18 protein-coding genes are annotated in these 24,011 nt (G+C 68.1%); 7 read left to right on the plus strand and 11 right to left on the minus strand.

Annotated features, from left to right (window positions below; genetic code table 11):
- Positions 1–453: 453 nt before the first annotated feature.
- The 5 genes from KOR34_RS19510 to KOR34_RS19530 all read right to left on the minus strand — a co-directional run bounded on the left by KOR34_RS19510 (position 454) and on the right by KOR34_RS19530 (position 4,399).
- Entirely contained in the window at positions 454–1,392 is a 939-nt protein-coding gene (locus KOR34_RS19510) for a hypothetical protein (protein WP_146567366.1), read from the minus strand.
- A 21-nt stretch (positions 1,393–1,413) separates the two neighbouring features.
- Positions 1,414–2,076 carry a DUF1559 family PulG-like putative transporter gene (locus tag KOR34_RS27585; protein WP_146568039.1) on the minus strand — a complete coding sequence of 221 codons (663 nt, stop codon included), beginning with the start codon at positions 2,074–2,076 and terminating at the stop codon, positions 1,414–1,416.
- Between the two features lie 3 nt (positions 2,077–2,079).
- On the minus strand, positions 2,080–2,865 hold the full coding sequence (locus KOR34_RS19520) for a hypothetical protein (RefSeq protein WP_146567367.1): 786 nt from the start codon (positions 2,863–2,865) through the stop codon (positions 2,080–2,082).
- A gap of 123 nt (positions 2,866–2,988) precedes the next feature.
- Positions 2,989–3,615, minus strand: a complete 627-nt coding sequence (locus KOR34_RS19525; protein ID WP_146567370.1) for a hypothetical protein — start codon at positions 3,613–3,615, stop codon at positions 2,989–2,991.
- A 112-nt stretch (positions 3,616–3,727) separates the two neighbouring features.
- Positions 3,728–4,399 carry a TFIIB-type zinc ribbon-containing protein gene (locus KOR34_RS19530; RefSeq protein WP_197531644.1) on the minus strand — a complete coding sequence of 224 codons (672 nt, stop codon included), beginning with the start codon at positions 4,397–4,399 and terminating at the stop codon, positions 3,728–3,730.
- A 219-nt stretch (positions 4,400–4,618) separates the two neighbouring features.
- Between KOR34_RS19530 and KOR34_RS19535 the strand changes: the two genes are divergently transcribed.
- Positions 4,619–5,812: a lipase family protein gene (locus KOR34_RS19535; RefSeq protein ID WP_197531600.1), complete on the plus strand. Its 1,194-nt coding sequence runs from the start codon at positions 4,619–4,621 to the stop codon at positions 5,810–5,812.
- A gap of 101 nt (positions 5,813–5,913) precedes the next feature.
- Here KOR34_RS19535 and KOR34_RS19540 read toward each other — a convergent pair whose 3' ends face one another.
- Complete coding sequence (locus KOR34_RS19540) at positions 5,914–6,651, minus strand: hypothetical protein (RefSeq protein WP_146567375.1); 738 nt, start codon at positions 6,649–6,651, stop codon at positions 5,914–5,916.
- 280 nt (positions 6,652–6,931) lie between these two features.
- Here KOR34_RS19540 and KOR34_RS19545 point away from each other — a divergent pair, with 280 nt between their 5' ends.
- Complete coding sequence (locus KOR34_RS19545; protein ID WP_146567377.1) at positions 6,932–9,511, plus strand: DUF1592 domain-containing protein; 2,580 nt, start codon at positions 6,932–6,934, stop codon at positions 9,509–9,511.
- A 29-nt stretch (positions 9,512–9,540) separates the two neighbouring features.
- A complete protein-coding gene (locus KOR34_RS19550) occupies positions 9,541–10,935 on the plus strand; it encodes a DUF1552 domain-containing protein (RefSeq protein ID WP_146567379.1) in 1,395 nt (464 codons plus the stop codon).
- 26 nt (positions 10,936–10,961) lie between these two features.
- On the opposite strand, the gene KOR34_RS19555 is transcribed toward KOR34_RS19550, so the two are convergent.
- Both KOR34_RS19555 and KOR34_RS19560 read right to left on the minus strand, forming a co-directional pair.
- On the minus strand, positions 10,962–11,807 hold the full coding sequence (locus tag KOR34_RS19555; RefSeq protein WP_146567380.1) for a hypothetical protein: 846 nt from the start codon (positions 11,805–11,807) through the stop codon (positions 10,962–10,964).
- Positions 11,808–12,102: 295 nt separating this feature from the next.
- Positions 12,103–13,383 carry an ATP-dependent 6-phosphofructokinase gene (locus KOR34_RS19560; protein WP_146567382.1) on the minus strand — a complete coding sequence of 427 codons (1,281 nt, stop codon included), beginning with the start codon at positions 13,381–13,383 and terminating at the stop codon, positions 12,103–12,105.
- A 250-nt stretch (positions 13,384–13,633) separates the two neighbouring features.
- Here KOR34_RS19560 and KOR34_RS19565 point away from each other — a divergent pair, with 250 nt between their 5' ends.
- Positions 13,634–14,170 (plus strand): hypothetical protein, encoded by a 537-nt coding sequence (locus tag KOR34_RS19565; protein WP_146567384.1) that lies wholly within the window; start codon positions 13,634–13,636, stop codon positions 14,168–14,170.
- A 65-nt stretch (positions 14,171–14,235) separates the two neighbouring features.
- Here KOR34_RS19565 and KOR34_RS19570 read toward each other — a convergent pair whose 3' ends face one another.
- Both KOR34_RS19570 and KOR34_RS19575 read right to left on the minus strand, forming a co-directional pair.
- The gene (locus KOR34_RS19570) at positions 14,236–15,975 is read right to left on the minus strand and encodes a hypothetical protein (protein ID WP_146567387.1); all 1,740 of its coding nucleotides are present in this window, start codon (positions 15,973–15,975) and stop codon (positions 14,236–14,238) included.
- A 139-nt stretch (positions 15,976–16,114) separates the two neighbouring features.
- Entirely contained in the window at positions 16,115–17,437 is a 1,323-nt protein-coding gene (locus KOR34_RS19575; RefSeq protein WP_146567389.1) for a UDP-glucose dehydrogenase family protein, read from the minus strand.
- A gap of 365 nt (positions 17,438–17,802) precedes the next feature.
- Between KOR34_RS19575 and KOR34_RS19580 the strand changes: the two genes are divergently transcribed.
- From KOR34_RS19580 to KOR34_RS19590, 3 genes are all read left to right on the plus strand, one after another.
- Positions 17,803–19,140: a methyl-accepting chemotaxis protein gene (locus tag KOR34_RS19580; protein ID WP_146567391.1), complete on the plus strand. Its 1,338-nt coding sequence runs from the start codon at positions 17,803–17,805 to the stop codon at positions 19,138–19,140.
- A 332-nt stretch (positions 19,141–19,472) separates the two neighbouring features.
- Positions 19,473–20,807, plus strand: coding sequence for a methyl-accepting chemotaxis protein (locus tag KOR34_RS19585; RefSeq protein WP_197531601.1), 1,335 nt, complete (start codon positions 19,473–19,475; stop codon positions 20,805–20,807).
- A gap of 257 nt (positions 20,808–21,064) precedes the next feature.
- Positions 21,065–22,408 (plus strand): methyl-accepting chemotaxis protein, encoded by a 1,344-nt coding sequence (locus tag KOR34_RS19590; RefSeq protein ID WP_146567394.1) that lies wholly within the window; start codon positions 21,065–21,067, stop codon positions 22,406–22,408.
- Between the two features lie 101 nt (positions 22,409–22,509).
- Here KOR34_RS19590 and KOR34_RS19595 read toward each other — a convergent pair whose 3' ends face one another.
- Complete coding sequence (locus tag KOR34_RS19595; RefSeq protein ID WP_146567397.1) at positions 22,510–23,886, minus strand: dicarboxylate/amino acid:cation symporter; 1,377 nt, start codon at positions 23,884–23,886, stop codon at positions 22,510–22,512.
- Positions 23,887–24,011: the final 125 nt, after the last annotated feature.

The following is a 24,011-nucleotide window of genomic DNA, read 5'->3' on the forward strand; positions in this document are numbered from 1 at the left end:
GATTGGTAACATCTTCGCCGCCGTGGAAACAATTACAGCGGGGCTTGCCCGCAAACTCCGCCCAGCCGGCCAGGTCGGCTTGCCAATACCGTGCGGCGAGATTGTTGTTGGTTTTGGCGCCGCATTCGCATTAGCTGACATCAAGACCTCAGGATGAGGCCGATCAACTACCGCGAACGATCGCGACTGACTCGAATCCAAAGGACGGAACAATCATGGATGCCGGAATCCTCAGCTGCCTGTCAATGCTCGCCTTCCTGCTGGTAGACACCTACCGCAACGGCGCTTAATACACCGCGTTACCCCGCTCGCTCCACCCGCTCTCGCGACTCCAATTCCCTTCGCTGCGTCTCGCTTCGCTTCGGTCCACTTCGAAGCTCTTGCTGCTCCTTCCTTCGCGCACGCGGCCCCGCCCTTGTTGGCGGGGCCTGTGCGTGCGCGGACCAAGGTTTCTCAGCCCGCGGGTCGTCTTCTTCCCAGCAGCAGGGCCGCTACGGCTGCAAGCACGGCCGATGCCGGCTCGGGCGCCGTTCCCGCCGCGCTGGCCGCTTCGTCAACGGCGTTGTCCCGCCACACGGTGTAGTCCGCCGCGTCCACGACGCCATCGCGGTTGCCATCGGCGCCGACGCCCGCCAATGATGGCTGCTCCCCGTGCTGCTGCCGCCAGAACGCATAGTCGGCGGCGTCGACCAACCCGCTGTGGTCGTAGTCGCCCGGGTACGCCGAAGCCCACAGCGCCTCGGACGCGGGCGCAAGATCGTCGTACGCAACGCCGAGGTTGAAGAGGACGAGGAACGCTTCGCTCGGTTCGTACGCGTCGGACCGGAAGCGACCGAAGAACCCGTACAAGCCCGCGGGCGGGACCGGCGAGTAGGGCATGGCAAAGTTCACCAGCCCGTGGTTGTGGAAACCGGTCTCGCCGGCGACGGTGTCGGCGAGCGTGGCCTCGGCCGGCGGCGCGGTCGCGGCGCCGGGGAGGGCGGTGTACGAAGCGTCGGCCAGCAGCAGACCCAGCTCCGCGTCGGCGGGCGGCAGCTGGACCGTCCGGCTGGCGGCCGACCAGTAGCGGAGCGGCCGCGCGAGGTCGTCGTCCGCGCCCGGCGCGAGCACCTCCAGCGACAGGCTCGCGTCGTCCTGCATGCCGGTAATGTCGATGCCTGGCAGGCCCCACAGCAGGGTCAGGCCGAGACTGGGGTGCGAAAACGGCCCCTGCGGGTCGCTCTCCTCTTGCTGCTGGCCGAACACGAACGCTGGGTACCCATCCACATGGTGCGACACGTGCAGAGCGCCGTCGCCGACGGTCAGCTCGATCGGCGTGCCGTGCCCCGTCGCCCGGAGAGCGCCGACACCGAGGCACATCACCGCCGCAATGGTGACTTTCAATTCGAACATGCTGTGCTCTTTGCGGTTGCGTCAACGCGGCTGTGCGAAGTCGAACCCCTCGTCGATCCACTGCTGGATCGTGGCGTCGGGGATCGCCTCGACATGCCCGTCGACGTATAGGTAGTTGGAGGTCTGCTGGTGGTAGTCGGTCTGGATGTCCGCCCGCACGGCCTGCTCCACGAGACCCCACTGTCGGTTGAGTTCAGAGAACCACTGCGAAGCGTGCGCGTGGTCGTAGGCCGGGTCCGCTTTGCGGGCGCCGGCGCCCTCGAACGCGGCGAACGTCTTGCTGGTGGAGGGCACCTGGCGTAGGAACCGCGCCGCGCCCGGGACTTCCCGCGCGGTGAGGTAGTCGCTGAGCACGTAGGTGGTGGCGCGGGCGGCCAGCCGCTCGGTGGCCCGGGGGTCCTCCGGGCAGACCCGCACCGCGTCGACGTGTTCCATGTGGTCGGCGAGCGTGTCGACCCACGAACGACCGGCGCCGGCGTGGCTCCACTCCGGGAACTCGCCCTTGTGCAGGTCGCAGTGCTGCAGCACGGCAAGGCCGATCTGCCGCAGCTGGCTCTTGCAGGCGGCAGAGCGCGCGGTCGCCCGCGCGCTCTGCACTGCCGGCAACAGCAGAGCGATGAGAGCCGCGATGATGGCGATCACCACCAGCAGCTCAACCAGAGTGAACGCTCGCCTGGCGGGCATGGCCTAGCCCCGCCTGCGCCAGACCGGCGCGAGCAGCGTGATCGCCGCCAGCGCCGCCGTGGTGGGCTCGGGCACGGTGAAGTACTGCACCGCCCCCGCCGGAAGCCCGAGCGACGCCACGGCCTGGCCGACCTGATCGTTGGCGTTCTTGCTGAGCAGCAGGTAAATCGGGTCGGACGCCGCGATGGACGCGTCGCTCGAAGCGATCTGCAGCTTGGCGCGGTACAACCCGTCGGCCACGGCCGCGGCCGGGTCGACGCCGTCGCCGAGCAGCACGTGCGTCACGGACGCGTGCGCGCCGGTGCTGTACGCGTCCCCGATCGCAACCTCTGCGTCCCAGTCGGGCCCGCCGGTAACAGCGGCGTTGCCCGTGAGGCTGCCGGCGTTGGGGTTGCTGGTCCGCAGCGCCGCCAGCTCGACATCGCCGGCCGAGACAAACGCCCCGCCGTCCCACAGCATCAGTTCCTCCAGGAAGCTGATTGTCAGCGTCGAGTTGGTCGGGAAGGTCGCGCCCAGTCCATACGCCAGGCCCGGGCCGAACGGGTAGGCGCCGGAGTCGTCGGCCGTGGCCCGCCAGGAGGTGGGGAAGTCGGTGTCCAGCACGCTCGTCACCGGGATCACGTAGGCGGACTTCTCATCCGAGAGCGCCGAGTAGTCGTTCACCAGCACGCTGCGGGTCACGATCTGGCCGCCGTCGTTGGTGATCTGCAGCTGCGGGCCGTGGGCGGAAGCAGCCGCAGGGAGAGTCAGAATCGCTAGCGCAGCGCGCAGCAAGGTACGGATCTTCATGGGGTACTAATCTCAAAGAAGTGGCTTTATCGAAGGGCGGCGCCGCCGCGGTCACGCCAGCAAGCAGCGGCGCACGCGTACGCGGGTTCGCGCGAAGGCGCCCGCAGCGGCAACAAGAACGGACTAGACTCGCGGGTCCGGCCCTTCGGGCGGCGGGGTAGCCGGCGGCTCAGACAGGCCGCAGAACAGGGGCGCCGGCGGCGCGTCGGTTGGCCGGGTCGGCAACGCAGGTTCCTCGCCGGCCGGAGCGGGCGGCAGCGCTACGCTCAGCGACACCCACAGCGACAGCACGCCGTGGCACGCCAACGATCGCCAGCCGCGGGAATCATCGGCCGGCGTTTGGGGTTCCGGCTCCGCGGCCGGCGTTTTCTGGCAGCAGCAGCACTTCTTGGCCGGCGCCGCCTGCGGTTGGTCGGCCAGAGAGGGCAGGGCGGCCAGCACGGCGCCGTCCACGTCGGGCAGCCAGCGGCGGACGTCCAAGCCGGCGCACTGGGCCTGGTTCAGCACGTGCTCCGGCGGGCGGACATCCTCGCGATCGGCCCAGGCGATCCGCTCGGCGAGCGTGTGGCAGCAGCAGTTCGACCAGCAGACCGCGGCCGAGCGGCATCCGCAGCCGCACTCCTCGCACGGGAAGCGTTCGCCGGCGGCCCGGGGGAGCTGGGGTCCCCGCAGCGGCAGCCCCGTGGCCGCGACCGCGTAGGCGGCCAGCAGCAACGCGGCGGCAATCCGGCGGCAGCGGGGCGTGAGCATCGGGAGGGAACAACAGGCAGGGGAAACAGAACCGACCATTTTGCCTGATCCATTGGCCGGACGCGAGCCGGACCGCCGCGGCAGATTGTCACGCTTCGGGAGAAATCGCCACCTACCACGCGGACGCCAGCATTAGCACCGCCGGGCAGAGCAGGAGCAGCCACCCGCCGATCGCCACGAAATCGCCGGGCGTCTCCTGGGTGACGGTGGGGCGCGCGGCGCCGAATGAAACCCCAGTCAGCCGCCCCATCCCATCGCACCACCAGATGCACGCGATCGGGAACACGAGGAACCCAACGAGCCCGAAGACCGTCCGGCCATCGCCACTCAACCCGGCGATCAATAGGTATGCCCCCGCCACCAGGCCCGATAGCAGACGCGACCGCAAGAGATCACGTATCCAACGCCAACGGTTCGTCCGGCCAAGGTCGAGCGCCATCGCCTGCGCCAACGACTCCTCCGCGGCCGAAATCCCCCGACAGGCGACGATCTGCTCCAGCTGACCCGCCTCCAACCACACGCCACGGCATGCGCCGCACCGGTTGATGCGCACGCCGGAGTCGTGGGCGTAGTCGATCGACGCCATCTCGTCGCCGCACCGCGGGCAGGCAAGTTGCGGCTGCGCCTCTCGGGCGGGGCGTTCTTCTACGGACTCGATCCGCCGGATCAATGGACCCAGATCGCCGTCTGACAGCCAGAGGCCTCCGCAATGGATGCAACGGTGCACCTGCTGGCCGTGCAGGCGCTCTTCGCCGAGAGGGCAGTCGCAGGCGGGGCAATTCATCGTCGGTCGCCGCATTGGGGGAAGGCTAGAGCAAGTGTGTGGGCTCCATCGTCGGAGTCGCTTCTGAGCCGCGGGTGGTCGGAACGCTTCGCGGAAACAAACGCTCCTACGCAGGCTATCCGCACCTCCGCTGTAACAGTTGCCCGGATTCGCCGTTAGAGCATTGTCGGCCGGGGGGTCCGGCCGCTTCTAGGGCAGTTTTTACACGGGAGAGTAATGATGCAACGGGCAATTAGTTCTGTGTTCGTGCTGTGGTGCGCCATCGGGTTGGCTTCGGCGGTCGGCGGCGAGGAGCTGCGGACGGTGGGGTCGATGAGCACCCAGCGCGAGGTCGACGCGGTGGACCTTGAGCGCTACTTGGCGCCAGAAAAGCAACGCACGCCGTCCAAGACGCCGGTCTACAACCTGGAGCTCGTCGAAGACGACCCGCTCTCGGCAGTCGAGCCGGAATCCGAGTCGCAGGGCTCTCCGGCGCTGCTCTACTTCAACCCCTACGACAACGGCGACTCGATCATCAATGGCTTCCTCTGCGCCTACCTCAGCGACGAGATCTACGCCGACGGGCTCGGCTACAGCCAAGAATGGGAGGATGACTTCCGGCTGCGGCTGATGGCCGAGGGCGCCGAGGACGTTACCTTCGAGCACAACGCCACCTACGGCGCCGAGCTGGCCGCCGTCTGGCTGCCGGACGCGGTGATCATCGTCTGCCGCGGCAGCCACATGAACGGCTCCACATCGCAGCCGTGGCGGGACTGGATCGTTGACGCCGATGACGACGCCATCCAGCGGGAGATCGGCGGGTTCAAGTGCCACGTGCACGAGGGCGTGTGGAACGCCACCAGCAGCGTGTACACCTGGATCCGCGCCACCGCGCTCGTCGCGGCTTCGGATGGCAGGCGGGTCTGGCTCACGGGCCACAGCCTGGGGGCGGCCACCGCCACCATCGCCTCCGCCCGGCTGCACTACGACGACGGCGTCCCCGTGCAGGGCCTGCAGACCTACGGGTCGTTCAAGGTGGGCGACCGTGATTTCAAGAAAGTGGTGGAGATGCCGGGCGCCGACGGCGGCGGCATCAGCGAGTTCATCCAGCGGTGGGCGGTCAACGGCGACTTCGCCACCACGCTGTTCTTCCGCGACTTCGTCCCCTACAAGACCCGGCTGGGCGGTACCTACCGGTACTACGAGCACGTCGGACGCACGCACCAGATCACCCGCAGCGGCACCTTCGGCGCCGTCGACTGGGACGTGGACTTCGACACCGAGGAGAACACGAACATGTTCGCCCTGCCGGACTCGGTGCTGCCGCTCGGCGAGCACGGCGACTACTTCCCCGCCCTCCGCATGGAGATCCAGCGGCAGCTGTCCGCCCCCGCCGAGCAGGAGGTGCTGGACGACCTGTTGCGGCTCGAGTAGCCCACCCGTCAAACACGTGTAACGACGAGCCGGGGGCCGCGTTTCGCGACCCCCGGCTTCACTTTGCGCATGCCGACCGCCCTGATCTCTATCACGGCCGCCTACATGGGCGGGAAGTGGATCCGAGGGTGCCCCGGTGCGATCACTAGCAGCAGCGCGACCACGGGGACTGACGCGGCGACCGGCGCCAGGACCACGACCGGCCAGAACCACCACCGCACGGGGCGTCGGTGCTCGATCGGCACAAAGAGGTGCGCCGGCAGATAGACCAGCAGCCCGTACACCAGCGTCCACTGCGCGTACTGCAACGGGTTCGGTCCGGAGAACAGCGCCTCGTTGACAAACCCGGCGGCGCCGTAGCAGAAGAACGCGGCTAAGGGGGTGATCGCGTACCGCTTCATCAGCAGGCCCAGCATCACAAACTGGGGCACGAACACCACCACGCTGTGGTAGAGCACCACGTCGAGGTAGTCCGCCGACGCGGTGATGTAGACCTCGCCCAGCTTGGCGCCGAACAGCGGGGCGCAGTTGGTCATGGCGGTGGTGACCGCCTCCTCGACCAGCGCCAGGCCGACAGCGCCGGCGACAAACCACGCGACCACCAACGGCCGGGCGGCGGCGCCCCAGGCGGTGACGCGATCGCGGAACCGGATCGAGAGAAACCCCGCCCCCAGAATCCAGAGCAGGTTCAGCCCCCAGAGCATCTTAGCCAGGACGCCCAGCTTCGCGTTCTCGCCGCCGGCCAGCGTCAGGAGAGCCGTCACCCCGAACTGCCAGACCAGCAGCCCCACGACCACCGTCAGGCCAACCCGCCCGTGATGCTTGTAATTCTCTCCCATCCACCGCTCCGGAGGGGTAACGCAGCGTCCCCCGCGGAAACGCCCACTCTATCGGGTTGGCCAACCGATCACTGCGTCTACTATACGCACGACGGGCGGGCCCGCTACGCTGCCGCCAGACCGCCCCGAATGGCGGCGCCAGATCCGATTGGCGGCGGGGGCGTCCTGTTTGGTACAATCACAAGTGCCCATTTCGGGCGACAGACGCAGACCCCTACGGGGGCTCGCCGCGTCGTCGGCCGCGAGGCGCCCGCCCCTTATCTCTCTCCTCAGGCGTAAGATGGCATCCGGTACCTGTGTCCCCCGCTTGTTCCTCGCTTGTCTGGTGCGTTCGGCAGCCGGCGTCGCTGCGCTCGCCGCGACGGTCGCGGTCGCGGAAGAGGACGCTGCCGACCGGTTCCGCACACGCGTGCTGCCGGTGCTGCAAGAGAACTGCTTCGACTGCCACGGCTGGGGCGCGGAAGAGGGCGGACTCGCGCTCGACGTCGACCCGGCCGCCGGGGCCTTCCTCACCGACACGGAAACCTGGTGGAAGGTGCTCAAGAACGTCCGTGCGGGCGTGATGCCGCCGGAGGGCTACACCGCGCTCCCTGACGAGGCGAAGCAGAGCCTCGCCACCTGGGTGAAGTCGGACGTGTTCGGCATCGACCCCCACAACGTCGACCCCGGCCCGTCCGCCGTGCGGAGGCTCAACCGCTACGAATACGGCAACACCATCCGCGACCTGATGGGCATCGACTACAACGTGGAGATCGAGTTCCCGCCGGACGACTCCGGCTTCGGGTTCGACAACGTGGGCGACGGGCAGAGCCTCTCGCCGATGCTGGTGGAGAAGTACCTGCGCGCCGCCCAGTCGATCGTGGACCAGGCGGTGCCCACCGTCACGCGGGTGATCCAGCACCAGGAGTATCGGGGCCGCGACTTCCGCAGCGACGACGGATCGCGGCGGGGCGAACGGATGTCCGTCGACGACGAGGCGACCGTCACGCGGGCGTTCACCCTGGACGAGCCCGGCGCACATCGGGTGGTCGTCAACGCGATGGTGGACGGCTCATTCGAGTTCCACCCCCGCCGCTGTGTGGTGACGTTCTCCGTCGACGGACAGCAGCGGAGCCAGGCGGAGTACGGCTGGCAGGAGAAGCTGAAGATCGAACACGTGTTCGACGAGGAGTTCGAGGCGGGCGAGCACACGCTGACGTTCAGCGTCCGGCCGCTGCCGCTCGCCGAGGGCGATCAGGAAGAAGACGACTTCTCCAACGAGCCGCACCACGCCCACTACTTCGTGCGGTCGGTCAAGGTCGAAGGCCCGCTCGACCCGCCGAAGTGGCAGCGCCCGCCGAACTACCAGCGGTTCTTCACACGTGACCAGCCGCCGTCGGCGCCCGACGAGCGACGCGCCTACGCCGAGGAGCTGCTCGAGCGTTTCGCGGGCCGCGCGTTCCGCCGGCCGGTGGACGCGGCCACGGTCGACCGCCTGGCGGCGCTCGCCGAAAGCGTGTATTCACAGCCCGACAAGACGTTTGAGGCTGGCGTCGCGCACGCGATGGTGGCGGTGCTGGCCTCGCCCCGCTTCTTGCTGCGGGCCGACTTCCCGGCCGGGCAGCGGGTCGACAGCACCTACCCCCTCGTCGACGAGTACTCGCTCGCTTCGCGGCTGTCGTACTTCTTCTGGTCGACCATGCCGGACCAGGAGCTCACCGACCTGGCGGCCCGCGGGCAGCTGCGGGAGAGCCTGGACGCCCAGGTGGAGCGGATGCTCGCCGACGACCGCTCGCGGCGGATGGTCCGCGAATTCGTCGGCCAGTGGCTGCGGTCCCGCGACGTGGAGAACGTGTCGATCGACGCCCTGGCGGCGTTGGGGTTGAAAGAGGAGTACGACGAGATCCTGGAGGAGTTCCGCCGTAGTTTCCGCGGCCGCCGGCCACGGAACCGCGGCGCAAACGCCCAGTCACCAGAGGAGCAGGCCCGCGCGCGGGAGGTCCGCGAACGGTTCCGCGAGCTGCGCGAGGTGCGCGACACGTTTGACGGCGGCATCCGCCGCGCGATGCGCGACGAGACCGACATGACCTTCGAGCACATCGTCCGGGAAGACCGCAGCGTGCTGGAGCTGATCGACAGCGACTACACCTTTCTTAACGAGGACCTGGCGGATTTCTACGGCATCGACGGCGTGCAGGGGCGGCGGATGCGGAAGGTAACGCTCCCCCAGGACAGCCAGCGGGGCGGCGTCCTCACGCAGGGGACGATGCTCACGGTCACCTCGAACCCAACCCGCACGTCGCCCGTGAAACGCGGCCTGTTCATCCTCGACAACCTGCTCGGCGCCCCGCCCCCGCCGGCGCCGCCGGGGGTTCCCGAGCTGGAAGAGGCGGCGGAGAAGCTAGGCGAACAGCAGCCGACGCTCCGCGAAGTGCTGGCGCTGCACCGCGAGTCGGCCCTGTGCTCCTCGTGCCACGCCCGCATGGACCCGCTGGGCCTGGCCCTGGAGAATTTTGACGCCATGGGCAGGTGGCGCGATTTTGACAACGGTCGCCCGATCGATTCCTCCGGGAATCTTGTTTCCGGCGAAACCTTCGCGTCCGTGCAGGATTTAAAGACTATTCTGGCCACCTCCCACCGCCGCAGTTTCTACCGCTGCCTGACTGAAAAGCTGTTCACCTACGCGTTGGGCCGGGGGCTGGACTACTACGACGTGCACGCGGTCGACACGATTGTCGATGAGCTCGACGAGAACAACGGCAGGGTGGGCGTGCTGATCCGGGGGGTCGTCCGATCGGACCCGTTCCTCCGGCACCGGGGCGACCCCGCGGCGCGGGTATCCGCCCGCGACGACGATCAGCCTCCCGCAGCGACACGGTAACCAGCGAACCCGATTCAGGGGACGGAGCGATGAACAGGCCCCACGCACCCAACAGCAACGCGGCACCGACGATCGGCCGCCGCCGGTTCCTGCAGGGCGTCGGCGCGTGCGTCGGCCTCCCGCTGTTCGAGTCCCTGGCGGCGCGATCCGCAGTGGCAGCAGAAGCCACCGCTACGCCGGCGCTCGCGACAACCGCCAGCGGGGCGCCGCTCCGCATGGCGTTCATGTCGATCCCCAATGGCGTGCAGCAGGAGCACTGGTTCCCAACCGGCCAGGGGTCGGACTTCTCGTTCAACTCAACCATGAAGCCCCTCGAGGCGGTCAAGCAGCACGTGCAGGTGCTTACCGGCCTCGACCACGAACACGCCACGCCCGGGCCCGACGGCGCGGGGGACCACGCCCGCGCAAACGCCACCTTCCTCACCGGCCAGCGGGCGCGGAAGACCGCCGGCAAGGACATCTACGTCGGCGTGTCGGTCGACCAACTCGCCGCGCAGCACGTAGGGCACACGACCCGGTTCCGGTCCCTGGAGCTGAGCTGCGACGCGGTCCGCAACTCCGGCAGCTGCGACTCGGGCTACGCCTGCGCCTACCAGTACAACCTGTCGTGGAGCACGCCCACAACGCCGGTCACGCCCGAGCCGAACCCGCGGCTGGCGTTCGAGCGGCTGTTCGGCGGGGGCGCCCAGGGCCAGCGGGCGCGGAACTACCAGCAGCGGCTCGAGACCCAGCGGTCGCTGCTCGACTTTGTGCTGGAGGACGCGCGGTCCTTGAACCGCGAGCTGAGCGGGCACGACCGCCGCAAGCTCGACGAGTACCTCGCCGGCGTGCGCAGCATCGAGCGGCGGATCCAGAACTCCGAGCAGTTCGAATCGGTCGCCGACCCCGCCGTCGACACGCCGCCGGGCATCCCCCGCGACTTCGGCGCCCACATGGACATGATGTACGACCTGCTGGCGATGGCGTTCCAGACCGACTCGACGCGGGTCGGGACGCTGCTGCTGGCCTACGACGGGAGCAACCGCTCGTTCCCCGACCTCGGCATCAGCGAGGGGCACCACTACCTCACGCACCACCAGCGCAACGAGAAGTACGTCGAGTACATCGCCAAGATCGATCAGTTCTACATGCAGCGTTTCGCCCGCTTCCTGGAGAAGCTGGCGGCCACCGAGGACGTGGACGGCGCCTCACTGCTCGACAACTCGATGATCGTCTACGGCGGGGCTATCGCCAACGGCAACCGGCACACGCACGACAACCTGCCGGTGGTGCTCGCCGGCGGCGGCGGGGGCAGCCTCCGCCCGGGCCGCTACGTCGAACTCGACAGCCAGCCCATGAGCAACCTGTTCGTCAGCATGCTGAACAGCATGGGGGTCGGGGTCGACCGGTTCGGCGACTCCACCGCACAGCTGGCGGGCCTGTAGGACCGCCCAGGCGAGGGGTGCTCTCCCTACTCGGTCGGCTTGGCAGGCTCTGCGGGCTCGATCACGCTGGCGCGGATGCCGCCGGTGAAGTGGCCAAACACCGCGCCCCCCAGCGCCCACAGCCCGCGGCCCGGCGCGACGCTGCCGATGTCGCCGCCGATCTGGGCGCCCAGACGCGGCTCCAGCACGCGGCGGGCCTCCTTCCGCTCGGACAGGTCGCCGTTGGCGTCGACGTAGCGGTAGACCTCGTCCTTGGTGCGGGTGTCTTGCAGGAGCCCGACGATCGGCAGCGCGTTGGTCGACGCGTACACGCCCGGCGTCTCGCGTTGGCGGACGTCCTTCGCGTAGGCGGCCTGCTCCATGGCGAGCGCGGGGATGTCGGAGTACAGGTGCATGCTGTTGGTGAACGGGTTGTACCAGTCGCCGCCGAACACGCGGCCGGGGAACAGTGTGTAGCCCAGCGTGTAGACGCTGCCCACCGTGTACCGCCAGCCGGCGCCCAGCTCGTCGTTCTCGCGCAGGCGGCGCCACTCGCCCAGCGGGTCGTACTGGTTGACGCGGACCATCACCTCGTCGACGTCGTGCGCCTCGAGGAACTCGACCGCCTTCTCCTCGGTCTGCGGCGACACCTCGTGGCTGTCGACGCGGCGGTCCCAGAAGACCACCTTGGCCGGGATGCTCAGCACCCGTCCGACGCCGTCGATCACCGGCCGCGGCCGTCCCCGCTCGACCTGCACGGCCTGCTGCGGGGGTGGTTCCGGGGGCTCGACACTCGCGAACGGCGACGGCGCTTGAGCCGCGGCCTGCGCCGCGGACACGGCGACCAGCGCAACCGGGGCGAGCGTCCAGCAAGGCTTGAACGGATTCTTCACGGCTTCACCCTCCCGTGGCGAATGCGAGTCTGTGGGGGCGCAGGCCCGACCCGGAAGTCAGGCCGCGCGGGTTGGCGTGGCGCCGCGTGCTAGCAGTGCGCCCGCCGACTGGCAGGCCCGGCCGACGCACGGGGCGGCGTAGTGGAGATCGTTGGCAGGGACGCGTGCCCTCCCCGGGCGGGGCGGGCGGCTAGGTGGGCTTATAGCGGGATCGCGCCCGCGCGTCGACGCCAGTCGGCCGGCCGACAGAGTAGGCCGGACTCAAGCGGGACGCCACGCAAGCAGCCTGCTGGCGTCACCACTTCTCTTGGCCGGTGGTCGCCAGCACGGCGGACCACAGGTCGCGCTGCGGCTCCATCCGCTTCACCTGCCCCACCGACACCTTCAGCGGCACGTGCACCGGGCGGTTGTTCCACAGGCCGATGAACAGGTCGGTCTTGCCGGCCATGGCGGCGTGGACTGCGCAGCGGGCGAACATCTCGCACAGCAGGCTGTCGGCCGCGTTGGCGGTCACGCTGCGGATGTGGTAGCTGGGGTCGAGGTACTTGACCGACGCCGGCTTGCCCAGCTCCTTGAAGTGGTCGGTGATCGCGTGCTTGAGGAAGTGGCCGATGTCGCCCAGCCGGCGGTTGCCGGACTTGTCGAGCCCCTGCTCGTGCTCCAACAGGTCCTGCCCCGCGCCCTCGGCCACCACGATCACCGCGTGCCCGCGGGCTTCGAGCCGGCGCTCGAGCTTCGGCAGCAGCTCCTCCAGCGTGAACGGCACCTCGGGGATGAGCGCGAAGTTGACCTCGCCGCTGGCGATGGTGGCCGCCGCGGCGATGAAGCCCGCCTCGCGGCCCATCAGCTTGACCAGCCCCACGCCGCGGGGGGTGCTCTTGGCCTCGACGTGGGCGCGGTCGATCACCACCTCGGCCTCGGAAGCTGCCGACACAAAGCCGAACGAGCGGTAGCAGAACTTGATGTCGTTGTCGATCGTCTTGGGGACGCCCACCACGGCGATCTTCGCCCCGCGCCGCTCGACCTCCTGGGCGATCAGGTGCGCGCCCTTCTGCGTGCCGTCGCCGCCGATGGGGAAGAACAGGTTGACCCCCAGCTCCTGCAGGTAGTCGACCATCACGGCCGGGTCCTGCGGCCCCCGCGACGTGCCCAGGATGGTGCCGCCCTGGTGGTGGATCTGCGTGACCATCTGGTCGGTCAGCTCGATGGGCGGCTCGCCCAGCTCGGGGTTGAGCCCGAGGTAGCCGTCGCGGATGCCGAGGATCGACGGCACGCCGTAGTCGCTGTGCAGCTTGTAGTACAGGTTGCGGATGACGTTGTTCAGGCCGGGGCAGAGCCCGCCACAGGTGACGATCGCCGCGCGGCACTCGGCCGGGTCGAAGTAGAGCTGCTCGCGGGGCCCGGCCTTCTCGAATCCCAGCGGGTTGATCACCTCGTCGTGGCAGTACTCGATGTGGTACATCACGCGGCGGTCGTCGGGGACGAACGACCGTGGCCCCTCGTGCAGGTGCCGCAGCGGCGAGAGCCGCCTGCGGGGTCCGAGGGTCGAGATCCGCAGGTCTTCTTGCGTCAGCATGGCGGGCGGCATGGGGCGGGGGGACTCGGGCGCCTGGGCAGGGGAGCGTCCGAAGCAACCGCCGGGGCCGGCGCCCGCTCCCATCTGGCCGCAGGATAGCAGAGTCCGGGGCGGCCGTCACGCAGCGGCCCGGGGCTAGGCATGGCCACTAAGAGGCCGCCAACGACAGCCGCCGGTTTACTCCGGCCGGAGGCGCCGGGAGCAGCTACAATCGGGCTTCTCGACCAGTACCTCTGCCCGTGGAGTTGCCGTGCGATTCTCGCTGAAGGAACTTCTCCTGCTGGCCGGCGTGGTCGCCGTGGCGGCCGCGTCGTTGCCGGCCGCTTCGCGGATGGTCGCCAGCTGCTGGGTGACCGCGACCCTGATCGTCAGCGTTGCGGCGCTGGTCCGGGGCGTTGTGCTGACGGGCGACCGACGCGTCTTTGGGCTCGGCTTCTTCCTCTTCGCCGCCGCCTACGCGGTCGTGCTGACGACGGGGCAGAGCGGCGAGAGCACCCGGCACCTGATTTCGAACCGGGAACTCAGACCGGACACGGGGTTGCTGCTAACCACCCGTGCGGTCGAGCCCCTGAGGAACGCGCTGCAGTCGCGCCAGTGGTACGACGCCAACAACAACCTACTCGAATCGACCGACGATCCAGCACTGCGGGCCAGCTCGAACCTGGTTCCCCACACCGTCGACCTGATGATGGTCGCGCAGTGCCTGTGGACGCTGCTGCTGGGCTACCTGGGCGGCAAGTACGCGGTGTGGGTGTACTCGCGGCACGGTGGGCAGCAGGCGGCGTAGGACGCTGGGCCTTCTGGCTGCGGCGGGTTGCGGAAGCATCGCGGCTACGCCGCGCGTCCCACTCGCTACCGACGCCGGAGCGCCACGCACACGCCCGCGGCCAGCAGGCAGACCAGGCCCGATGGGCTGGGTGCGGCGGTCGGCGACGCGACGCCCGAGTTGGCGGTCGCGCCGTAGTTGGCCCGCCAGATGTCGTAGTCACCGGGGCCAAAGGTCGTGCCCAGGCCGTCCCGCCAGACGGTATAGTCGGCGGCGTCCACGACGCCGTCGAAGTTGAAGTCGCCGTCGAGCAGGTTGTTCGGGTCAACCGTGACGTCGAGGGTCAGGCTGTTGGCGCCGTAGTTGAGGCCGAAGTCGACGCCCTGCACGGTGGGGAACACCGGCGGGACGAACGCGCCGGAGATGCCGCCGTCGGCGTAGAGCAGCTCGATCGACTGGCTGACGCCGTAGTCGAAGCCGGGCTCGAAGTTGAGCATCAGCTCGCCGGCCAGGGTGGCGGCGCCGGCGACCTCGACCTGGGCGGCCGCGGCGGAGCCCTCGTCGGTGGAAAGGCCGAGCGCCAGCTGGCTGGCCGAGGTGAACGTAAGGTCGGAGAGGAACAGGGCGTTGCCGCGGGCGAGCACCGTGGTCGTGCCGTTGTCGGTGTAGGCGTCGTTGAACACGGCGACCGTCTCGCTGGCGACCACCACGTTGCCGTTATTGGTGACCTCGCCGTGGATGTTGTTGACGCCGTCGGCCGAGGCGATGACGCCGTCGTTGGTCAGGTTGGCGGCGAAGCGGACCGTGCCGTACTCGAGGGTGTAACGCCCGGTTGCGGCGTTGGAGTTGGCGCCCAGCAGGCGGAGCTCGCCGCCGGTGACGGTCACCGCGCCGGCGTTATTGAACGTGTTGTTGAAGTCGAGCCGCTGCCCCGGGTTCACCTCGACATCGCCGGTCGTGGCGACGTCCACCTGGCCGCGGACCACCCCGTGGCCACCCAAGTAGCCCGCCACATCCAGGTCGCGCACGTCGAGCGTGCCGTCGGACAGGTACAGGCGGCCCAGCACGCCGACCGTGGCCTGGGCGGTGCTCGTGTTGTCGGCGTCCACCAGGCCGCCGTTCGAGATGTGCAGTTCGCCCACGCCCGACCCGCCAACGTTGAAGTGGTGGCCGGACTGGAAGGTGGTGAACTGGCCGTCGACAATCATCAGCCCCGAGCTGCCGGCGCTGACGCCCAGCGTGACCACGCTGCCGGAGCGGGTGGTGCGCATCAGCGCGCCGCCAGAGACCGTCAGCTTGCCGTCGCCAGAGACGCCCACCAGCACGTCCTCGCCAAGCGTGGCGAAGGTGTCGGCGCCGTCGATCAGCACCTCGCCGATCGAGCCCGAGTTGCGGCCGATGGCCATGTCGCTGGAGGTGCTGGAGAGGTTGAGGGTGGCGCCCTCGGTCAGCGCGAAGTAGCCGTTGCCACGCCGGCCGACCTCGACCGCGACGTCGGAGTTGGCGCCGCCGTCGTTGAACTCAACCGCGGTGCCGGCGCCGCTCACCAGCAGCCGGCCGAAGAAGCCCTCGTCGTAGCCGACGAATACCTGGTCGTACTCCAGCACGCTGCCGCCGTCGACGGTGACCCGCGCCCGCGGGTCCACGTCTTCGGGGTCGTTGCCGACGCCGATGCGGAGCTCGGAGGACGGGTTGTTGGCGGTGACCGGGTCGGGCGTCACCTCGCCGGAGGAGGTGATCGCGGCCGCCGCGTCACGCGGCGCGGACCACAGGGCCAAACAGAGCAAAACCAGCCCGGCACGAGCGGACAACCAACCACCTGACATACGACTTCTCCTCCGGGCTAACAGGCCGCGCGCAAACAGATCCCCGCTTCCTCTCAGGGAAAACGCACAACCTTGATTGTAGCCTACATGACGATTGCCGCACTACCTTGGTTTCCGCGTCGGCGGAAACGCCACGGGGCTACTGCTTGCGGCCGTCCACCATCGGGCGGCCGATGCTGTGGTAGCAGTAGCCGCGGCGGGCCATCCGCTCGGGCTCATACAGGTTGCGGCCGTCGAACACGGCGGGGTCGCCCATCAGCTGGTACATCTCGGCGAAGTCGGGCGAGTGGTAGTCCTTCCACTCGGTCATGATGCACAGCGCGTCGGCGCCCTTAAGCGCGTCCATGCGGCCCTCGGCGAACTCGATCTTGTCGCCCAGTTCGGCGCGGACGTTGTCCATCGCCTCGGGGTCGTGGGCCACGACCTTCGCTCCTTTGGAGAGCAGCCAGTCGATCAGCACCAGCGCCGGCGCCTCGCGGATGTCGTCGGTGCGGGGCTTGAACGCCAGGCCCCAGACGGCGATCTTCTTGCCCGCCAGGTCGCCGCCGAAGTGCGCGTCGAGCTTCTGCGACACCACGTGCTTCTGCCGCTCGTTCACCTCGTCCACGGCTCGGAGCATCGCGGGGGTCAGCTCCTTGTCGACGGTCATCGACTCCAGGGCGCGGACGTCCTTCGGGAAGCAGCTCCCGCCGTAGCCCACGCCGGGGAACAGGAACGCGAAGCCGATGCGGCTGTCGTGGCCGATGCCGCGGCGGACGTCGTTGATGTCGCCGCCCATCTTCTCGCACAGGTTGGCCATCTCGTTGATGAAGCTGATCTTTGTGGCCAAGAGCGCGTTTGCGACGTACTTGGTCATCTCCGCGCTCTCGGGCGACATGACCAGGAACGGCTTCTCGGTCCGCAGGAACGGCTTGTAGAGCTGGTGCAGCACGTCGCCGACCTCGGGCCGGCGGACGCCCACCACCACCCGGTCGGGCTTCATGAAGTCCTCGATCGCGGCGCCCTCCTTGAGGAACTCGGGGTTGCTCGCCACGTCGCACTCCCGCCCGGTGAACTCCTTGAGCATGCCGAAGATGCGGGCGTTGGTGCCGACAGGGACCGTGCTCTTGGTCACGACCACGGCGTCCTCGCGGAGGCTCGGCGCGATCGCCTTAACGACCGCCCACATGGCGGACAGGTCGGCGGCGCCGTCGTCGCCCTGGGGCGTGCCGACCGCCAGGTAGACCACCTCGGCCGGGGCCACGGCGGCGGCCGTGTCGGTGGTGAAGTGCAGCCGCCCGGCCTCGGAGTTGTGGATCACCAGCTCCGACAGCCCGGGCTCGTAGATCGGCACCTCACCCCGCTTCAGGCCCTCGATCTTGGCCTCGTTGATGTCGATGCAGGTGACGTCGTTGCCGCTGTCGGCGAAGCAGGTTCCGGTGACCAGACCGACGTACCCGGTTCCAATGACCGCAATCTTCATAACTTGTCTCGAGGGCGCCAGGAGGGGGGTGAACTGGGGTGGGGGAAACCTCCAGTATTGCCAGCGGGCCCAGGTACGTCGAGCATCGACGGCCGCCGCCAGGGCCCCCGGAGGCCCCGCGGGACGCGTTGCGCCGGACGTAGGGGTCCCCCTAGTGGAAGTCCACCGCCCGCTTCGCGGCAAACCCTTATGCCGCGGCGGCGGGGTCCAACCCATCTTTCCGTGACGCCGGCGGCCGATTCGAAACGCCCGCTCGGTCCGCCCATCCGGGGCGGCCGGGCGGGGCCCCCGCCCATCGGCGCCCGCCGCGGCAGAACCGCTGCCGACCGAGCCGCCAGACACACCAAGTTCCAGGAGTCGATGCAATGCCTTCCAGCCTGTTCAAGAGCCGCCCCGAAAAAGCCACCCCCGACCCAACCGGCGGCCACGCCCAGGGCGACGCCACGGCCGTGCTGGAGGCCTTCGGCCGTTCGCAGGCCATCATTGAGTTCGAGCCGGACGGCACGATCGTCACCGCCAACGACAACTTCCTGGCGGTGCTGGGCTACTCGCTCAGCGAGATCCAGGGCCGGCACCACCGCATGTTTGTCGATCAAGCCGAGGCACAGACCGACGACTACCGCCAGTTCTGGCGCGACCTGGCCGCCGGACGCACCGCGGCGGGCGAGTTCAAGCGGTTCACCAAGACCGGCGAGACCATCTGGATCTCCGCCTCGTACAACCCGGTGCTCGACGATCAGGGCCAGGTCTGCAAGGTCGTGAAGATCGCCAGCGACATCACCAGCACCAAGCTGGCGAGCGACGACGCGAGCCGCCTGGCCAACATGGTCGCCAACATGCCGATCAACGTGATGTTCGCCGACCGCGACCTGGTCGTGCGGTACATGAACCCGGCTTCGCTCAAGACGCTCAAGCAGGTGGAGCACTTGCTGCCGGTGTCGGCCGACAACATCGTCGGGGCGAACATCGACATCTTCCACAAGAACCCGTCGCACCAGCGGGGCCTGCTAGCCAACCCGGCGAACCTGCCGGTGCACACCCAGATCAAGCTGGGCGAGGAGATCCTCGACCTGCTGGTGAGCGCCATCACCGACAAGGCCGGCGACTACATCGGCGCGATGGCCACCTGGAGCATCGTGACCGAGCAGGTCCGCACCCGGGCCGAGGCCGCCAGCGTCGGTCAGACGGTCGCCTCGAGCACCACCGAGATGGCCGCCACGATCGACGAGATCAGCAAGAGCGTCAGCCGCACGGCGTCGCTCGCCGCCGAGACCGAGAGCCACGTCCGCGATTCGTCGTCAGCCGCGGAGATGCTGCAGGAGAGCAGCAAGGCGATCGGCAAGGTGGTCGGCGTCATCCAAGAACTGGCCGACCAGACCAACCTGCTGGCGCTCAACGCCACCATCGAGGCCGCCCGCGCCGGCGAGTCCGGACGCAGCTTCGCCGTGGTCGCCAACGAGGTCAAGGAGCTCGCCCAGGAGACCGGCAACGCGACCCAGAGCATCGAGAAGAGCGTCGAGGAAATGCGGCAGCGGATCGAGCAGGTCACCCTCTCGACCCAGCAGATCACCGAGAGCATCGCCGAGGTCAGCGGCAACACCAACACGGTCGCCGCCGCCATCGAAGAGCAGTCCATCACCATGGGCGAGCTCAGCAAGACCGCCGAGGGGCTGGTTAAGCTGGCCGACCAGGCAAACAGCTAGCCAACCGCTCACGACGACAACCTCATCCCACCAGACCACCCCGGCCGCGAGGCCGGGGTGGTCTTTCTGTTGCGCACGGCTTGCATGGAGGTTGCGCAATCCGCAAGAGCTCACCCCAGTGGCGCCGGTTGTACGGCCGTTGACGGACGGGCCGCCGCACGAGGTCCGCAATGCCCGGCGGCTTACCGAAGCGCCGCCGCCGCCGACAGGCGGTAACCCACAATTGCGTCAACCGGCGATCGAGGACGGAAACCCTCACGCAGCCCAGAGACGCCATTGTGGCGTCCAGCGTACGGGACCCGACGCCACAGTATTGGGAGAGCGTACCCACCATGGCCACCAACCTGCTGATGAAGCGCAAGGCCGGGCGCCCAGAGCCCGTCGCCGCCGCCCCCAATAGCGACTCCCAGGCGGTCCTCGACGCGTTCAGCCTGTCGCAGGCGATCATCGAGTTTCAGCCGGACGGCACAATCGTCACCGCCAACGACAACTTCCTCGCCGTTCTCGGCTATTCGCTCAGCGAGATCCAGGGCCAGCACCACCGCATGTTCGTCGAGCCGGGCGAGGCCCAAACCGACGCCTACCAACAGTTCTGGCGTGACCTGGCCGAGGGTCGACCGAACGCGGGCCAGTTCAAGCGGTTCGCCAAAGACGGCAGCGAAATCTGGATCTCGGCCTCGTACAACCCGGTGTTCGACGAAGCCGGCAAAGTGGCCAAGATCGTCAAGATCGCCGGCGACATCACCGAGCTGAAGCTGGCCGGCGAGGAGGCCAGGCGGCTCGCCAACATGATCCGGCTGATGCCGTTCAACATCATGTACGCGGACGCCGGCAACGTCATCCGCTACATGAACCCCGCTTCGGAGCGGGGTTTGAAGGTCGTCGAAGACCTGCTCCCAATGTCGGTCGACCAGGTCGTCGGGTCGAGCATCGACGCGTTCCACAAAGACCCCTCCCACCAGCAGCGGCTGCTGGCCGACGAGTCGAAGCTGCCGATCTCGACCCAGATCAAGCTCGGCGAGTACGTCTTCGAGCTGATGGCCGTTGCGATCTCTGACGAGCAGGGCGCCCGGCTGGGATCGATGGCCGCCTGGCGCGACATCACCGAACAGGTCCGCACCCGTGAAGAGGCGGCCAGCATCGGCCAGACGGTGGCCGCAAGCGCCACGGAGATGGCCGCCACGATCGAGGAAATCAGCAAGAGCGTTGGACGCACCGCTTCATTAGCGTCCAACACCGAAGACCACGTGCGCGATTCTTCCGCCGCCGCCCAAATGCTGCAGGAGAGCAGCAAGGCGATCGACAAGGTGGTCGGCGTCATCCAAGAACTGGCCGACCAGACCAACCTGCTGGCCCTCAACGCCACCATCGAGGCCGCCCGCGCCGGCGAGTCCGGACGCAGCTTCGCCGTGGTCGCCAACGAGGTCAAGGAACTCGCCCAAGAGACCGGCGCCGCCACCCAGAGCATCGAGAAGAGCGTCGAGGAGATGCGGCAGCGGATCGAGCAGGTCACCCTCTCGACCCGGCAGATCACCGAGAGCATCGCCGAAGTCAGCGGCAACACCAGTACGGTCGCCGCCGCCATCGAAGAGCAGTCCATCACCATGGGCGAGCTCAGCAAGAACGCCGAAGGGCTGGTGAAACTGGCCGACAGGGCGAACGCCTAGTCAATCGCCCCGACATACCGATCGCCCCTCGAACCCTTCCCGCCGACCGGCTGGACGGGTTCTAGGGCGTAGCGCTACTACTCCGATTACTCCTGGGGGCAGGCCGTAAACTGTCGGTTTACTGCTGGTCAACCTGCCTCGTGCTGTCGTGCGCGACCCATCTTTGTGCGAGCCCTACCCCCCGCGGGAGTGGGTTGGGCTAGTCACTCAGGCGGACCGCGGCATCATGCCGCCCAGCACAACCGGAGTCGCAATCTATGTCTTTCGGCCTTCTCACAACCAATCCCTCTCACACCGAGTCACAAGTCGTCGCGAACGGGGCGCAAGCCACAATCGACGCGTTTAGCCGTTCGCAGGCGATTATCGAATTCGAGCCCGACGGCTCGATCCTCACCGCCAACGACAACTTTCTGGCGGTGCTCGGGTTCTCGCTGAGCGAGATCCAGGGGCACCACCACCGGATGTTCGTCGATCCGGCAGAAGCCGAGTCCGACGGTTACCGTCAATTCTGGCGTGACCTGGCAAACGGCAAGTCGGTCGCGGGCGAGTTCAAGCGCTATGCCAAAGACGGCAGCGAGGTATGGATCTCCGCCTCCTACAACCCGGTGCTCGACGACCAGGGTCAGGTCACGAAGGTCGTCAAGATCGCCAGTGACATCACCGAAACCAAGCGGTCCGCCCTCGACCAGCTAGCCGTGCTTGACGCGTTGGGCCGATCTCAGGCGTGCATCGAGTTCACGCCCGATGGCACCATCCTGAAAGCGAACGACAACTTCCTGGCCGCGTTGGGCTACCGGCTGGAAGAGATCCGCGGCAACCACCACCGCATGTTCTGCGACCCAGTGTATGCGCAGAGCCCTGAGTACGCCGACTTCTGGCGTGACCTGGCGTCGGGCAAGACCTCGGCCGGCAGGTACCCGCGGGTGACACAGGACGGCCGCACAATCTGGATCCAGGCGTCCTACAACCCGGTGCTGAACTGCTCGGGAGAGGTCGTCAAAGTCGTGAAGTTCGCGGCGGACATCACGCGAGAGGTTGAGGCCGAGATCCGGACCAAGCAGGACGCGGCCGACGTGGGCCGCAGCCTGGCGTCCAGCAGCACCGAGATGGCCGCCACGATCGAAGAGATCAGCAAGAGCGTGAGCCGCACCGCGTCGCTCGCGACCGAAACCGAAGGCCACGTGAAGGACTCGTCAGCGGCCGCCCAGATGCTGCAGGAGAGCAGCAAGGCGATCGATAAGGTGGTCGGCGTCATCCAGGAGCTGGCCGACCAGACCAACCTGCTGGCCCTCAACGCCACCATCGAGGCCGCCCGCGCCGGCGAGTCCGGACGCAGCTTCTCCGTGGTCGCCAACGAGGTCAAGGAGCTCGCCCGGGAAACGGGGGCCGCCACCCAGAGCATCGAGAAGAGCGTCGAAGAGATGCGTCAACGCATCGATCAGGTCACCCTCTCGACCAGGCAGATCACCGACAGCATCGCCGAGGTGCGCGGCAACACCAACACGGTCGCCGCCGCCATCGAAGAGCAGTCCATCACCATGGGCGAGCTTAGCCGCACCGCTGAAAGCTTGGTGAAACTCTCCAGCAACCCCGACGCCTAACGGCGCCTGGCAACCCACAGGCATCCACGGACCGAGGGCCCCCGACGATGTCGGGGGCCCTCAGGATGCCTGGGGTCTGCCGGCCAGCGCGGCAAGCGAAATCAGTCGCCGCCAGCCTGTTCCGGTGGATAGTGGTCATCCCACTTGCGCTCGTGCGGCGGGGAGAGCTTGCCGGCCTTCTTGGCGACCAGCATCGCGACCGTTGCGTCGCTGGTGACGTTCACCACGGTGCGGCACATGTCCAGCACGCGGTCCACCGGCAGGATCAGCGCGATGCCCTCAACCGGCACGCCCACCGCCCGCAGCACGGCGACCAGCATCACGATGCCGGCGCTCGGCACGGCTGCCGTTCCGACCGACGCAAGGATGGCCGTGAGCGCAACGGTGATCAGCTCGTTAAAGCTGAGGTCGACCGCGTACGCCTGAGCGATAAACACCGCCGCCACCGCCTGGTACAGGCTGGTGCCGTCCATGTTGATCGTGGCGCCGATCGGCAGCACAAAGCTCGCCACCTCCTCGTCCACGCCCAGGTGCTCCTCGGTCCGCTCCATCGTGACCGGAAGCGTGGCGGCGCTGGAGCTGGTGGAGAACGCCAGCAGCTGCGCCGGCGAGATCCCCCGGAAGAACGCCCCGTACGGCACGCCGGTAAAGAACCGCACCACCAGCGGGTAGAACAGGGTCACCATCGCCGTCAGGCCCACGAACACGCACAGGCAGTACTTCATCAGGGCGATGAAGATCGACCAGCTCTGCGTCTCGGCGACCATCGCGGCCATCAGCGCCAGCACGCCGATCGGCGCGTACAGCATGATCAGATCGATCAGCTTCAGCACCACCTCGTTGACCCCGTCGAAGAAGTCCTTAACCGGCTTCGCCTTGTCGGGCGGCGAAAGCAGCAGGCCCACGCTGAAGAACAGCACGAACACGATCACCTGCAGCATACTGCCGTTGTCCGCGGCGGCGGCCAGCAGGTTGGAGGGCACCAGGTCGACCAGCGGCTGGAGCGGGCCCATCTCGCTCTGCTGATTGGCCAGGTCGAGCTTGCTCTGAGCGGCGCCCTCGGCAGACGCGGCCAGCGACTCGCGGGTTTCCTGGCTGAGCCCCCGCGCCGGACCGACCACCGTGGCCAGCGTGAGCCCCAGGGTCACCGCGACCGCAGTGGTTAGCAGGTACAGCGCGATGGTGCGGCCGCCCATCGACGACAGCTTCGACAGGTCCTTCAGGTCGGTCACGCCCTTAATCAGCGAGGCCACAATCAGCGGCACCGCCACCAGCTTGAGCGCGTTGATGAAAATCGTCCCGAAGGGCTTAATCCAGTTCACCACCAGCTGCGCCCAGGTCCATCCCTGCAGCTCACCCGTCTCGTCGAGCCGCTGCCCGTTCCAGCCCCACGCGTCGAATAACACGGCCGCCACGCCGAGGCCTACGCCCACGACCATGCCGAGTAGGATCCGCCAGTGCAGGGGTAGGTTCTTCATCGCGAGCGTAACTCCTTTAGGAATACGGACCTGCCGCAGCCAGCATAGCGTGGGGAGCGGCACGTTTCACCGCCACCCCAAAACCCTCGACCGCGCAACTCGCCGCTATTTTCTCAATTACCCCA

Origin of the sequence: Posidoniimonas corsicana, assembly GCF_007859765.1 — a bacterium.
Classification (GTDB): Bacteria; Planctomycetota; Planctomycetia; order Pirellulales; family Lacipirellulaceae; genus Posidoniimonas; species Posidoniimonas corsicana.